The organism is Bacteroidia bacterium, from assembly GCA_041391665.1.
Lineage (GTDB): Bacteria > Bacteroidota > Bacteroidia > J057 > J057 > JAGQVA01.
Genome location: JAWKNO010000001.1, coordinates 1,403,996 through 1,417,181 on the forward strand (window position 1 = coordinate 1,403,996; position 13,186 = coordinate 1,417,181).

The 13,186-nt window shown below is 45.4% G+C and carries 12 protein-coding genes and 1 pseudogene; 8 read left to right on the forward strand and 5 right to left on the reverse strand.

Annotated elements, in window-relative coordinates; translation table 11 throughout:
* Positions 1–121: 121 nt before the first annotated feature.
* The 7 genes and pseudogenes from R3D00_05920 to R3D00_05950 all read left to right on the forward strand — a co-directional run bounded on the left by R3D00_05920 (position 122) and on the right by R3D00_05950 (position 4,855).
* A complete protein-coding gene (locus R3D00_05920) occupies positions 122–1,420 on the forward strand; it encodes an ATP-binding protein (protein MEZ4772704.1) in 1,299 nt (432 codons plus the stop codon).
* Positions 1,417–2,058 carry an RloB family protein gene (locus R3D00_05925; GenBank protein MEZ4772705.1) on the forward strand — a complete coding sequence of 214 codons (642 nt, stop codon included), beginning with the start codon at positions 1,417–1,419 and terminating at the stop codon, positions 2,056–2,058. The genes R3D00_05920 and R3D00_05925 overlap by 4 nt, the downstream gene beginning before the upstream one ends.
* A gap of 18 nt (positions 2,059–2,076) precedes the next feature.
* Positions 2,077–2,661: a DUF3828 domain-containing protein gene (locus tag R3D00_05930; protein ID MEZ4772706.1), complete on the forward strand. Its 585-nt coding sequence runs from the start codon at positions 2,077–2,079 to the stop codon at positions 2,659–2,661.
* Positions 2,662–2,799: 138 nt separating this feature from the next.
* Positions 2,800–2,982 (forward strand): annotated as a pseudogene (gene rhuM, locus R3D00_05935) (RhuM family protein).
* A gap of 86 nt (positions 2,983–3,068) precedes the next feature.
* Positions 3,069–3,296: a hypothetical protein gene (locus tag R3D00_05940; GenBank protein ID MEZ4772707.1), complete on the forward strand. Its 228-nt coding sequence runs from the start codon at positions 3,069–3,071 to the stop codon at positions 3,294–3,296.
* The gene (locus tag R3D00_05945; protein ID MEZ4772708.1) at positions 3,293–3,526 is read left to right on the forward strand and encodes a PIN domain-containing protein; all 234 of its coding nucleotides are present in this window, start codon (positions 3,293–3,295) and stop codon (positions 3,524–3,526) included. The genes R3D00_05940 and R3D00_05945 overlap by 4 nt, the downstream gene beginning before the upstream one ends.
* 342 nt (positions 3,527–3,868) lie before the next feature.
* The gene (locus tag R3D00_05950) at positions 3,869–4,855 is read left to right on the forward strand and encodes a virulence protein RhuM/Fic/DOC family protein (GenBank protein ID MEZ4772709.1); all 987 of its coding nucleotides are present in this window, start codon (positions 3,869–3,871) and stop codon (positions 4,853–4,855) included.
* Positions 4,856–4,954: 99 nt separating this feature from the next.
* Here R3D00_05950 and R3D00_05955 read toward each other — a convergent pair whose 3' ends face one another.
* Genes R3D00_05955 through R3D00_05965 form a run of 3 tightly spaced genes read right to left on the reverse strand, consistent with a single transcriptional unit; the run spans position 4,955 to position 6,795 of the window.
* The gene (locus R3D00_05955) at positions 4,955–5,314 is read right to left on the reverse strand and encodes a DUF5615 family PIN-like protein (protein MEZ4772710.1); all 360 of its coding nucleotides are present in this window, start codon (positions 5,312–5,314) and stop codon (positions 4,955–4,957) included.
* The gene (locus R3D00_05960) at positions 5,314–5,541 is read right to left on the reverse strand and encodes a DUF433 domain-containing protein (GenBank protein MEZ4772711.1); all 228 of its coding nucleotides are present in this window, start codon (positions 5,539–5,541) and stop codon (positions 5,314–5,316) included. Before R3D00_05960 ends, R3D00_05955 begins: the two co-directional genes overlap by 1 nt.
* Before the next feature lie 42 nt (positions 5,542–5,583).
* Positions 5,584–6,795, reverse strand: coding sequence for an Nramp family divalent metal transporter (locus R3D00_05965; GenBank protein MEZ4772712.1), 1,212 nt, complete (start codon positions 6,793–6,795; stop codon positions 5,584–5,586).
* A 115-nt stretch (positions 6,796–6,910) separates the two neighbouring features.
* On the opposite strand from R3D00_05965, the gene R3D00_05970 reads away from it, so the two are divergent.
* Complete coding sequence (locus tag R3D00_05970; protein ID MEZ4772713.1) at positions 6,911–10,429, forward strand: DEAD/DEAH box helicase; 3,519 nt, start codon at positions 6,911–6,913, stop codon at positions 10,427–10,429.
* Positions 10,430–10,432: 3 nt separating this feature from the next.
* Here R3D00_05970 and R3D00_05975 read toward each other — a convergent pair whose 3' ends face one another.
* Entirely contained in the window at positions 10,433–12,829 is a 2,397-nt protein-coding gene (locus R3D00_05975; protein MEZ4772714.1) for a DEAD/DEAH box helicase, read from the reverse strand.
* Positions 12,826–13,164 carry a hypothetical protein gene (locus tag R3D00_05980; protein MEZ4772715.1) on the reverse strand — a complete coding sequence of 113 codons (339 nt, stop codon included), beginning with the start codon at positions 13,162–13,164 and terminating at the stop codon, positions 12,826–12,828. Before R3D00_05980 ends, R3D00_05975 begins: the two co-directional genes overlap by 4 nt.
* Positions 13,165–13,186 lie beyond the last annotated feature (22 nt).

Genomic DNA, 13,186 nt, shown 5'->3' on the forward strand with positions numbered 1-13,186 from the left:
AACAGTTGCCCATCTGAGAGGGTTGAAAAATGTAAACTATTTTCATTTTTGAATAAAGAAATTGGTTTTTTATCAGTTTTGTTCCTATTATTGCAAACGAATTGCAAAAATAGAGGATAAAATGATCATCAACTTTAGTGTTCAGAATTTCGGCTCAATTAAAGACAAACAAACGCTTTCATTTGAGGCTGACAAATCAACACACCTTGAAGATGCTTACATCGTAAAATTTGGCGAGCATAGAATATTGAAACTTGCCTTGATTTATGGTGCAAACGCGTCGGGCAAAACAACCATACTTAACGCACTCTCTTTTTTAAGAGATATTGTTATTAATCCGGAAAGAAAAAAAAATAACGAATTAGATTTTAGTCCGTTTCTTTTTGACCCAAATACCCCTAAACAAAACTCAATTATTTCAATAGAGTTTTTCCAAAAAAATATTAAATACTTTTACGAAGTAGAGTTCTTTAAAAAAGCGATTGTATCAGAGGCATTGAATTTTTACAGCCCAAATAAAGCTACCGTTTTTAAGAGAAAAACTAATCTTGAAAATCAGTTTACGGAAATAACTTTTGGTAGCAAAATTTCTACGGATAAGATTTTTGAAAAAACGCTTGAAGCTAATACACTGTGGAACAATACAGTTCTGGGTGGTTATCTAAAAACAAATATTGACCTCAAAGAGCTACAAGAAGTTGTAGATTGGTTTGGTAGTTATCTCAGCCCAATGGTTTATACAGGAACCGAATTAGAGGGGTTTATTACTTCAAAAATCGACGACAACGAAATTTCTAAATCTGACGTTGTTACAATCTTAAAGAAAGCGGACTTTAATATCTCAGATATTGTTATTCAAAAAGAAGAAGAGGAAATTCCTGACGGGTTAATTGATTTTTTGAAAAAACAAGTCAAAGTGCCGAGCGATAAGATTAAGGAGTTGCAGGAAAAAGGAAATATAACCGCCATAAACATTGAATTTGAACATACAGTAAATAACACTAAATATACTTTACCGCTGGAATTTGAATCGCAGGGAACGAGGCGTTATTATGGTTTCGCAGGCTTGTTAGCTCTATTAATCAAAAGCTCAACAGCATTTCAAATTGACAAATTAGAAGCGTCGTTGCACCCTGATTTATATTTACATTTCCTGCTTTCTTTTCTCTTGAATGCTAAAAACTCTCAAATCATTGCGACAACACACAATCGCGAAATTTTAGACAACAAAGACATATTTAGAAATGATGCAATATGGTTCACAGACAAGCAGGAAAGTTGCTCTACCGAACTTTATTCATTAGCTGATTTTGATAGTTCTGTGGTTCGTAACACTACAAATATTTTAAATGCTTACAAAAGCGGTAAATTAAGTGGAACACCTAATCTGGGCGATACTTTCATTGATTTAAGCCTATGAGAAAGCCTAAGAAGATTGCGCCCAGGACAAATCCTTCTTTCGCTGTTGTAGTGGATGGCGAGACGGAAGTTTGGTATTTACAAATGTTAAAGCGGAACGAACGGGATATTCGTGTCAGCATAAAACCCGAAATTCCGAGCAAAAAAAGCGTAGAGGAACAATATAATTTGGTTTGTGATTTGTCTGGAAAAGAGTTTACAAAAGTTTTTTGGATTATTGACCTTGATACTTTTATCAAAGAAGCCAACGAAACACCCAAAGGAAAAAAATCACCCCTCAAAACTTTTGAAGAATATCGAAAAAATCTTGCAGGCAACTTCAAAAATGTTGTCGTGATTGTAAATAATCCTTGTCTTGAATTTTGGTTTCTGCTTCATTTTGAAAAAACATCAAAATATTTCGACAATTGTTCAGGTGCGGAAACACAACTGGAAAAATACTTAAAGAATTACGAGAAAACACAAAAATTTTTCACGAAACAGAATGATGACATTTATTTGAAGTTAAAACCAAACTTAAAGACTGCATTACAAAATTCACTTGCGCTTGGAAGCTTCAACAACCAAAAACCGACAAAAGCAATGTGCGAAATGGAACTATTGTTTCAATCAGACGAACTGAAAAAACACTTTGAATAAAAGACCTACACTTCCCCTATGAAATACCTACTCATTTTCTTCCTTGCATTCTCCTTGCTGCTATCTTGCAACAACGCCACTTCTACCAGCCAAAATGTGTCCACCGACACTGGCGGTTTGCAAGACGACCCCGACCTCGTGGCCATCGACGCGTGTATCCACGGCTTCTATCAATGGTATGAGACCAATATGAATACCCTGGCAAATATCGCCTACGTCAGGTCTGGCAAACCCGCCACGCTCGACAACGCCAATCTGGATGAATATTATGCAAAGCTCAAACAAAGCGGCTTTATCAGTCAGGTTTATATTGACGGCGACAGAGCGTATTTAAAAAACCTCGAAGCGACTTATTGGAAAGATGAAGATGTGACCGAACAGCCGCTCTCAGGTCTCGATTACGATCGTTTTTTCTGTGGCCAGGACTATGACATCGTCTTTTGGACGACGGCCCCCGTGGCTGCGGACGGGCTGGGCACAAACCAGGCAACGGCTACCCTTTCCGGTGTGGAATGGGACATGGAGCGAACACAAAAATTTGAGATGGTACGAGAGAACGGCAAGTGGCGCATCGCAAAAATTCTTTGCGAAACAGGGGAGTGAGGCCGCAGGGGGCTGTTGATCTTCCGGGGATATTCGCTGGGCTATGCTAGTTACCCCCGAAAAACACTTAACTTCAAACCTGAAAACCAACACATCCAACCATGAGTGAAATCATCATATACAAAACCCCCGACAGGAAAACGGGACATCGAATACTTCAATCTGGACGCGATCCTTTCCGTAGGTTATCGGGTGAACTCCAAACGCGGCACCCAATTTCGGCAGTGGGCAACCCAGCGGCTCAAAGATTACCTGGTGCAGGGTTATGCCATCAATGAAAAACGCCTGGCAGAAAAACAACAGCAGGTGGAATATCTGAAAACAGGGATTCGCCTTAAGCCGCCACAAAAAGATAGCAGTAACAACAAAATATTTGTAAATTAGCCTAAAGGTAACCGCTGAATCAAATGGTAGAATTTAAAATACAGCTCGAGGAAAGCATTGTCCAGACTTTTGGCTATAAAGAAGTAGAAAAATATTTACAGGACTTTGTAAAAACAATGTTGTTGAAAGCAGCAGCACAGGATATTCTGGAGGATTTGAAAACAATAGACCTCCAAAATGACAAAGAATGGCAGGCAGCCCGGCACCTTGCGTGGCAGCAGGAGAGCCATAAATATATTATTGCGAGATGATCGATTTTGTCATTGATGCTAATGTTTTAATAAGTATTCTCCTAAGTGGAAAAGCTGGTTATAGGCCTATTTTGTCATTTAATAATTTTATCCTTCCTGATTTTGCCCTTATAGAAATTGAGAAGTATAGGGATATTTTGAGGAGTAAAACTAAAATGTCGCATCTGGGGTCTTGGAAGTCTTCCGCCGGATGTTCGAAACCAGGGATCTTTCTTACTCACGCGCGCTAAGGCGCAAAACCCCGGGCAAACTAGAGGGGCGACCATTGAGGCTACAAATCGAAGATGCCTTAGGTACATTTGACCTCTCCGAGGTCTTGCCTGACGGCAACCCCCGGCATAAATACCTTTCTTTTCGTTTTTCCGGCGAAGCCGAGACTTCGGAGAAGTCAAATGTTTGTAGCCGAACGGCGTCCTCTTTTTTATTTTCTTTCTTGTTACGCGCCGCAGCGCGCAGCGATACTTTTTGAAGACTTTTTGCGAACACTTTGATGAGATAAGCCTTCTCTTTAACCCTTTCAAATACCCCCGAAAAACACTTAACTTCACACCTGAAAACCAACACATCCAACCATGAGTGAAATCGTCATATACAAAACCCCCGACAGGAAAACCGAAGTAGAAGTTCAGTTTGATGGAGATACCGTGTGGCTGACACAGGTTCAAATGGCCGCGTTGTTTAATCAAACCAAACAGAACATCAGTTTGCACATCAATAACTGCTTCAAAGAAAAGGAGTTAAGCAAAAAAGCAACTGTCAAGGAATCCTTGACGGTTCAAGCTGAAGGCAAACGGCAGGTAAAACGTAAGCTGGAATACTACAATTTGGATGTGATTATTTCGGTCGGATACAGAGTAAAGTCAGTACGCGGCACCCAATTTCGGCAGTGGGCAACCCAGCGGCTCAAAGATTACCTGGTGCAGGGTTACGCCATCAACGAAAAACGCCTGGCAGAAAAACAACAACAGGTGGAATATCTGAAAACCGGCATCCGGATACTCAGCCGCGCGATTACCCAACAGGCAACCGAAGAAGACAGCCAAGTGTTGCAAATCTTTGCCAAAGGGCTGGAATTGCTGGACGATTACGATCACGAACAACTGGATGCTAAAGGTAAAACCCAACGCCAGACCGCGTACCCCGAGGTGCAGGAGTATTTGGAATTGATAGCCAATATGAAGTCGGATTTTGCCTCTGATGTTTTTGCAAAACCAAAAGATATGGGTTTTGAAAGTTCGGTAAAACAGATAGAGCAAAGTTTTGACGGCAAAGATCTCTATGAGACCATTGAAGAAAAGGCCGCCACATTGCTATATCTGATTGTCAAAAATCACTCATTTGTAGATGGCAATAAACGCATAGCTGCTGCCTGCTTTTTGTATTTTCTGGAAAAAAACAAGATGCTTTATGCTGATACCACCCCGATCATCAGCAATGATACTTTAGCTGCATTGACCTTGTTTGTAGCCACCAGCAAACCCGAAGAAATAGAAACAGTGAAACGGTTAGTGATCAGCATTTTAAACCGAAGCACCTCACCCCCACACAATCACCCTTAGATTATTCGCCGCCAGAATTGCCAGGATCAACAGGGGTAACATGGTACATATAGTCTGTGAATAAACGATTACTGTAAAATAATGAGGGACCGAATACAGTTACGATTTACTACTAATTACCACTTTGATTTCATCACGCGTTATTTCCAACAATTGGGCTTCATCTATTTTACTGATAATAGTACCCCAATATTCTTCAAAAAACATATGCATCTCCCGAATCCGAATATTACCCAATCGTAAATGGATAACTTTAACTGACGGATCCAACATACATCGGAAAAAGAAATCAGAGTCTCTGGAAATAATGATTAAGTTATTCTCTTTGGCATAATTCCAGATTAGTGTATCACTCCAGTCAGGCCCTAAATCCAGTTGATGGATGAACTCCGGTCCCTGAAAATAGTTGAAAAACTTGGGCAGATTGATATCAATCAGAAACCGGTAAGGATGACTCATTACCCAGCGAGTTTATAGACAATTGCCTCTCGATCTACCGCCTGTGCCGCAAAAGCCAGGCATGCATATATATCTTCTTCATTCAGAAATGGGTATGCTGTCAGGATATCCGCAGCACTGTCTCCTGCGGCCAAATGTTCCAATATTGAGCGGACGGTAATGCGTAATCCACGGATAGTTGGTTTTCCGTTACAAAGATCGGGATGTATGGTAATGAGTTTCTGCATACAAACTTAGGTTTTGTTAAAGATAGCGATTTCTTTTGAAATTTACCCCCACACAATCACCCTTAGATTATTCGCCGCCAGAATTGCCAGGATCAGTAAACCGATGGCGCCCAGAATGTTTTGCGTGCGGCTGTTGGCCAATTCTCCCATGACCTGCTTCTTGTTGGCGATAAGGAAAATGACCAGCCCGATCATCGGCGCCAGATAAATCGTGACCGCCTGGGCAAATACAATCATCTCCAATGGCAGTCGCCCAAAAATCAGCGCCGTCGCCGCTCCCATTACAATCACTACGGTGATGCATATCCGCACCCCGGGCCGGTGAAATCCCTCTTTTATGCCGAGGGTTTCGGCGAGGATCGAACCGCCAATCGTCGCATTGCCCAGCAAAGATGAAAAAGATGCGCCGAAAAGGCCAAACATAAACACTACTTTGGTAAAACTTCCAAACAGGGGTTCGAGTGCCCTGCCCATATCCGTGGCTGTTTTGACTTCGATTCCCTGTGGCTGCAAAACCGCGCCCGCCGCCGCCATGACCATGATACTGATAAGCCCGAGAATGATAATCCCGGTCAATGCTTCCCCTGTCGCCGTCTTTTTCTGCGAAATATCCCAGCCTTTTGCCCGCACCAGATACGACTGGTAAAACGCGCCCACAATCGAAAAACTGGAAGCCGTAATTGCCGCTACCAGCAAAACCGATCCCTCCGGCAGTCGCGGTACAAATAGCCCGTGCAACATTTCTCCTACCGCGGGTTGCGCCACAAAAACCGTAATCAGGAAAGCCAGCAGCATGGTTCCCACCAGAAATATCATCACTTTCTCCAGCACTTTATAAAACCCGGGGAAAAACAGCAGTCCGATCGCCAGGGCAGAAAAAGCGAGTACAAAAGGAGTGGCAGAGGTGTGAAACAATTCGCCAAAAGCTATGCCCGCGCCGATAGAATTTCCCGCCTGAAAAGCTGCCGTAACGAGAAATGTGCCGATGCCGGTGAGAATGGCCACCCACCTGCCGTAATGTTCAGTTGCCAGGCTGATCAGGCTTTGCTGGGAAGCCAGGCCAATCCGGGCAGACATCTGGGTAAAAACCGACATAAAAACCAGTGCCAGCGGGATCACCCACAGCAATTGATAACCAAATCCGGCACCCAGCTTTGAGGCAACGGTAAGGCTCCCCGGCCCAAAGACCAGCGCGGCGGTGATGATACCCGGCCCGAGGTTACGCAGGAGTTGTAAGAAGCTGAATCTTTGCATAGGGGAAGATAGGCGGAAAAGTTGATTTCATTGTATCCTGTCTTATTTTCTCCGGATTAATACTTTTTCCCAGAGTTTCCATTACTTTAGGTTCAGAAATAATCGAAACCTAATTATGGCTTATCTCTCTTTCGGCAATACCTGGTGGGGAAAACAGTGGCTTCAGTCCCTCGGGAATATTGATTATGAAAGCAGGCTTCCCCGTGGAAGGGCCTACGCCGGAAAAGGCGCCGTAGTCAGTATAAAACTCACCGAAAAAGGCATCGAAGCGAAGGTACAGGGCACAAGACCCAACCCCTATCAGGTGGACATAAAACTTACGCCCTTTTCGCCCAAAGAAAAAGCCACTCTCCTGAGCCTGATTACAGAAAACCCCTTTTTCCTCTCCCAACTCCTCAACCGCGAAGTACCCGCCGAACTCCACGAGGCTTGTGAAAATGCAGATATTCACCTTTTTCCCCGCTCATGGAGAGATATGCATGGTAGTTGCTCCTGCCCCGACTGGGCGGTACCCTGCAAACATATGGCTGCGGCCCTCTACCTCACCGCCAACGAAATCGATAAAAACCCTTTCTGGATTTTTGACCTCCGGGGTTTTGATATACTGAAAGGGCTGGCAGCTATCGGTTTTACCGGTTCGGAAAGCAAGGCCATTTCCATCCCCCGGGTGCCGGGGCTGATGGACATAAAAGAAGCAGTTCAGCCTGGGCAGTATGAATGGGATGAAGAACTATACCAACAAATTGACCTGGCCACAATTCCCGACTGCAAAGACCAGCTTCTCACCCTGCTGCGAAGAAAACCTGTCTTTTATCCGGAAGGCGATTTTTGGGAAGAATTACGGCTGGTATATAACAGAATTGCCAAATCGTTCAGGCAGATGGAAACATCAGCAGAAGCAGATGAAAATACCCTGCGGCAATTGGACAGAGTGGAGAATGTACACATTCTGACTGATCCCGATCTGGCACTTGACGCAGTGGAGATGGAAGACGCGGAGGGGAATACCATTTTCGAATTTCAATACATAGAAGAACTGTTGCCCGTATTGGAGTCCATTCCTCCCTCGCGGTTGGAACTTCAATCTCCTGCACTCCGATATTTGCATCTGCTCACCCGCCTTGCACAGAAACTTGTACGACAGAGTGCATTTATCCCGCAATTGCTGGAGTCAGACAGCGGAGATTTTTTTGTGCGATGGCTGCCAGCGATGATGAGCGAAGAAGTGGCCGGTATCTGCGAAAAAGTGCGCCGCCTTTGTCCGCCCGATTTTATCTCCTGTGATGAAGAAGCATTGGCTCCGATAGAAGAGGAATATTTCCAGATGCAGATTTCACTCTTTATCGATCACTATGTACACAACTGGTCAGATATACCCGAAAATCATGTTTCCCGCTTTCACCAGTTGTTTTTCAATTCGCTGCTTATCCCATTCCGCCAATTTGCCAACCGGGAGGCTCCGGGAGCCATTCACCTTTGGCTGGGCAGGTTTTATATTACACAAAAAAATTATGTTCCGATACTAAACGTAACAGATACAGGCGCCGAATTTGAGGTAAATATCCTCGTGGAAAGCCGTCAGACTACACCGGAAGTGCCCGTCACGCTGGCCCATTTTCTGAGTGAAGACCAATACAAATCCCAGCGGGTCGAACTGCTGCGCGACCTCGCCATGCTGGCAGATCATTTTCCGCAGATCAGACAACTGGTAGCCAATGGAGGGATTACGCCGCTGCGGTTCAATTCGGAGGAATTTGTCGAAATCCTTCTCAAAACGATACCCGTCTTTCGCCTGATGGGAATCAGAATATCGATGCCCCGCGAACTGCATCGGCTGATTCGCCCACAGTCTGCGCTTTTACTTGATCAGGGAGACGATGGAAAAGTAACCATAGGATCGGGGATTATCAGCCTGGATGAGATGCTGGTATTCAGGTGGCAGGTGGCCATCGGAGATGATAATATTTCGGTAGAGGAATTTCTCCGCATGACAAAACAAATGGCAGGAATCGTCAAATGGAAAGAGCAGTACGTGTATTTTGACGAAAAAGAATTGCGCGTACTTTCCGAAAAACTGAAAAATCCGCCCGAACTCACCAGCCGCGACCTGCTTCAGGCAGCACTTATCGGCGAATACGCCGGAGGGAAAGTAACCCTCAGTGCTGCTGCGCAAAAAATATTCGACGAACTCCTGACGCCCAAACCCGTGCCATTGCCCGAAGGGTTGAAAGCCAGTCTCCGTCCCTATCAGCAGCGGGGATTTGAGTGGCTTTACAAAAATTCCCGGCTCGGTATGGGGTGCATTATCGCCGATGATATGGGCCTGGGCAAAACCATTCAGGTAATCACTACCCTGCTGAAATGGAAAGAAGAAGGCAGGCTCGAAACCCAGAAAGCATTGGTCATTGCCCCGACTTCCCTGCTCACCAACTGGGACCGCGAAGTCAAAAAATTTGCACCCAAACTGCATACCACGCTTTACCACGGCCCGCAGCGCAATCTTCATACGTTGAAGGAAGCCGATATTGCACTTACTACCTACGGCACGGCCCGCAGCGATATGGCCAAACTCCAGAAACAAAACTGGGCAGCCATTATCATCGATGAGGCGCAAAACATCAAAAACCCCGCAGCAGAGCAGACCAAAAGTATCAAAAAACTCCACGCCCCGGTGCGTATTGCCATGAGTGGTACACCGGTCGAAAACCGCCTTTCAGAATACTGGAGCCTGTTTGATTTTTCCAATAAAGGATACCTCGGCAGCCTCAACCAGTTTAAGGATTTGTACGCCCGTCCGATTGAAGTAGAAAAAGACCATCGCATATTGGATCGGTTTAAAAAAGTTACCGAGCCTTTCCTGCTGCGGAGGCTCAAAACAGACAAAACGATTATTCAGGATTTGCCCGACAAAATCGAACAGGACCAGTATAGCACACTTACTCCTAACCAGGCCGCACTCTACGAAGGCGTGCTCGATACACTCCTCCGCGATGTGGAAGGGCAGGAAGGAATCGAAAGGCAGGGGCTGATTCTCAAGATGATTACGGCACTCAAACAAATCTGCAACCACCCGTGGCAGTTTCTCAAGTCCGGAGAGCGAAACCAGGATCTTTCGGGCAAAGCGCGGCTCCTGATAGATTTGTTGTCACCTATTCTGGAAAACGGGGAAAAGGCCTTGATTTTTACCCAGTACCGCGAGATGGGCGAATTGTTGTGCGAATTTATCGAAGAAAACTACGGGCAGCGGCCACCGTTTTTGCATGGCGGCGTGAGCCGGAAGGAAAGAGACTATATGGTTGACGCGTTTCAGAAGGACAGAAATACGCGAGTATTGCTGCTTTCACTCAAAGCCGGGGGCACAGGCCTGAACCTCACGGCGGCCAACCATGTGATCCACTACGACCTGTGGTGGAACCCTGCGGTGGAAGCGCAGGCCACCGACCGCGCATTCAGGATCGGACAGACCCGCCAGGTATTTGTGCATAGGTTTATCACCAAAGGTACATTCGAAGAGAAAATCAACCTTCTCATTCAGTCCAAAAAAGAACTGGCAGACCTGACGGTGGCAGCGGGAGAAAAATGGATTGGAGATTTATCTGATAAAGACCTTCGGAGGCTGGTGGAGATGGGATAAAAATCAAATCTCCCTGAGCAATTGCAGCAATGCATCTGCAGAAAGTTTTCCGCTCGTATCCGTTCCTTCCAGCAGGCTGTCGGCAAGGTCGCGTTTGTCATGGTGGAGTTGTAAGATTTTTTCTTCAATCGTGCCTTTGGTAACAAGCCGGTAAATGGTCACCGGTCGTTCCTGCCCGATACGATGCGCCCGGTCTGATGCCTGATCTTCCACTGCGGGGTTCCACCACGGATCGAGGTGGATGACGTAGTCAGCGGCAGTAAGATTTAACCCAACGCCTCCTGCCTTGAGACTGATCAGAAACAAATCACCTTTTCCGGACTGGAAGGATTTAATTGCGATTTCACGCTGTTTCTGAGGGGTACTGCCATCGAGATACTGGTATGGAATTCCCTGATCTTCAACCCATTCGCGGACAATATCGAGGTGGCCGACAAATTGACTGAAAACCAATGCTTTGTGATTATTCTCTCTAAGGTCATTGACAATTTCTCCAAATATGGCGAGTTTGGAACCTGCAACTTTACTGTTTTTGTCAACCAGCTTTGGATGGCAGCACAACCTTCGCAGCCGCATGATTTCTGCCAGAATCTGGAGCTGTTTTTCGCCAGCTTTACCAGAAAGATTGCTGAGTTTTTCGACTGCATGAATGCGCATGGCTTCGTAAAGTGCAGCTTCTTCTTCAGAAAGCTCTACGGATAACGTAACTTCTGTTTTTTCCGGCAATTCATCCAACACTTGATTTTTGCGACGGCGTAGGATAAAGGGATGAATCAGCTTTTGGAGTTGCCGCCTGCGGTCGGTGTTTTGCAGTTTTTCTATGGGAATGGCGTACCGTTCATTAAAGTCCTTGAGTGAGCCCAACAGGCCCGGGTTAATGAAAGTAAACAGGTTCCACAATTCGCCGAGATGATTTTCGATCGGTGTGCCGGTGGTGATCATTTTAAAACCGGCCTGAATTTCCATGGCAGCTTTGGAGCGTTTTGCCTGGAAATTTTTGATTGACTGGGCTTCATCCAGAACTGCCACATTCCATTCGAATGTGCTCAGCTTTTCGATATCAGACTGGAGCAGTCCATAACTCGTGATAAGCAAGTCAAACGGCCCCAAATCGTGAAGCAGGTGTTCCCGGTCTTTGCCTGCATAAAGAATCGGGTTTAGGGTAGGGGCAAACTTACGTGTTTCGGAGACCCAGTTTCGGGCGACTGTAGGCGGGGCTACGACGAGCGAGGGGCCAACATCAGCCCGGTAGAGCAGGAGGGCCAGCGCCTGAATGGTTTTCCCCAATCCCATATCATCGGCCAGACATGCCCCTACTTCCCACTGTGCCAATTGGGTAAGCCAATGGAAACCTTCTTCCTGATAAGGGCGCATATCTGCCTCAAAGGTTGAGGGCACTTCAGCCCTGATGGCACGGGCATTTTTCAACTTTGTGAGTTTGTCCCGCCACGCTTTGTCGGTTTTAAAATCACCGGCAGCACTGGCTGCTTCTTCCCAGGCTGGTGCTGCAAGAGGGTGGATTCTCAGCGAATTTTTGTTTTCATCAGACCATGCCCGCATTTCATCCAGGCGTTTGCGAAATTCGCCGGTGAGTGCCAGAAACTCGCCTGAGGATAGCTGTACAAACCGCCCCGGCGATGATTCCAGTAATCGCATGACTTCGAGGAGGCTCATGACTGCACCATTGTCCAGCTTTAATTGCCCGCTGGCTTCAAACCAGTCTTTTTCTTTTCTGATATTTATCGAAAGGCTGGAAAGTGCGGCTCTGGATGCGATTTTCAGTTTTTGCCCTTCGGGCCATTCAATTACAATCTGGTCTGTAAGGGGTTCCAGATCCAACAAAATCTGGAGACAATCTTCCGGACTGTCAAATATCCATTCATGGCTGCCATCGTTGGACAGACTCATGAGCTCCGACGCCTGAATTAACGTCTGCTCACTTTTCTTTTCAGCCTTTAAATCGCGCACAGCCTGCATCCGCTGTCCCTGGATTTCAGCCATTATATTTTCCCTCCCACTTCCCGGTCTGATAAATGGTGGATCGGATTTAAAGGGTTTGACAAAAGTTTCCAGGCGAAAACCTTCTCCCATGGGCACAATAAATAAATGAATCTGCGGGTCAGCGATAATTTTGGGAATGTCCAGGGCTTCGGTTTCCAATACAGACTGAATATTGATAAGCCCTGCAAGTTTACCAGCTACTTCCTGAAGCAAATCTTTTCCGGTAGAAGGGATAACCATTTTTTTCCCGCCAATCTGCTCACTGATGCGGATATGAGAATCGTTCACCTCATAATATTTATAACGAGAGGGAGTTTCTTTTCTAATAATAAAACCTGGTTCGCTTACTTCTACAGATAAAGCTACTTCAAAGCCGCCGTCCTTTCGTTTGTCAATCACCCGGAGGAAGTGATTATCTGTTCAAACTCCTCGTGCCATGTTGTTTCTCTGGATGCCTGGCGCAAAACATGGAAGTAACTATCGTCAGTTAAAGTATAAAATTGGTATGGATTGGTCTTCTTTATGAGATCAGCGTTTAACAACAGCTTTATTTGATCTGCGAATTGTTTTAATGTGACATTTGCAGATTTCGGTGAATGGGTGCGAAAGATATCTAGTTTGTTGAAGATAGTCCCCTGTCCATTACCCCCTCCGTTAAAAAGGATGATGTAGAGTATCCACTTTTGTGTTTCAGGCAGCTTTTTATAAATCTCTAAAAACTCAGCTTCTTTCATAGGGGTTTAATAACCTTCAATT

Bases quoted from the DNA above. Each gene is read 5' to 3' on its own strand.
- R3D00_05950 (MEZ4772709.1), top strand. From the start codon at position 3,869: ATGAGTGAAATCGTCATATACAAAACCCCCGACAGGAAAACCGAAGTA.
- R3D00_05980 (MEZ4772715.1), bottom strand. From the start codon at position 13,164: ATGAAAGAAGCTGAGTTTTTAGAGATTTATAAAAAGCTGCCTGAAACA.
- R3D00_05920 (MEZ4772704.1), top strand. From the start codon at position 122: ATGATCATCAACTTTAGTGTTCAGAATTTCGGCTCAATTAAAGACAAA.
- R3D00_05970 (MEZ4772713.1), top strand. From the start codon at position 6,911: ATGGCTTATCTCTCTTTCGGCAATACCTGGTGGGGAAAACAGTGGCTT.
- R3D00_05945 (MEZ4772708.1), top strand. From the start codon at position 3,293: ATGATCGATTTTGTCATTGATGCTAATGTTTTAATAAGTATTCTCCTA.
- R3D00_05960 (MEZ4772711.1), bottom strand. From the start codon at position 5,541: ATGCAGAAACTCATTACCATACATCCCGATCTTTGTAACGGAAAACCA.
- R3D00_05940 (MEZ4772707.1), top strand. From the start codon at position 3,069: ATGGTAGAATTTAAAATACAGCTCGAGGAAAGCATTGTCCAGACTTTT.
- R3D00_05925 (MEZ4772705.1), top strand. From the start codon at position 1,417: ATGAGAAAGCCTAAGAAGATTGCGCCCAGGACAAATCCTTCTTTCGCT.
- R3D00_05930 (MEZ4772706.1), top strand. From the start codon at position 2,077: ATGAAATACCTACTCATTTTCTTCCTTGCATTCTCCTTGCTGCTATCT.
- R3D00_05965 (MEZ4772712.1), bottom strand. From the start codon at position 6,795: ATGCAAAGATTCAGCTTCTTACAACTCCTGCGTAACCTCGGGCCGGGT.
- R3D00_05955 (MEZ4772710.1), bottom strand. From the start codon at position 5,314: ATGAGTCATCCTTACCGGTTTCTGATTGATATCAATCTGCCCAAGTTT.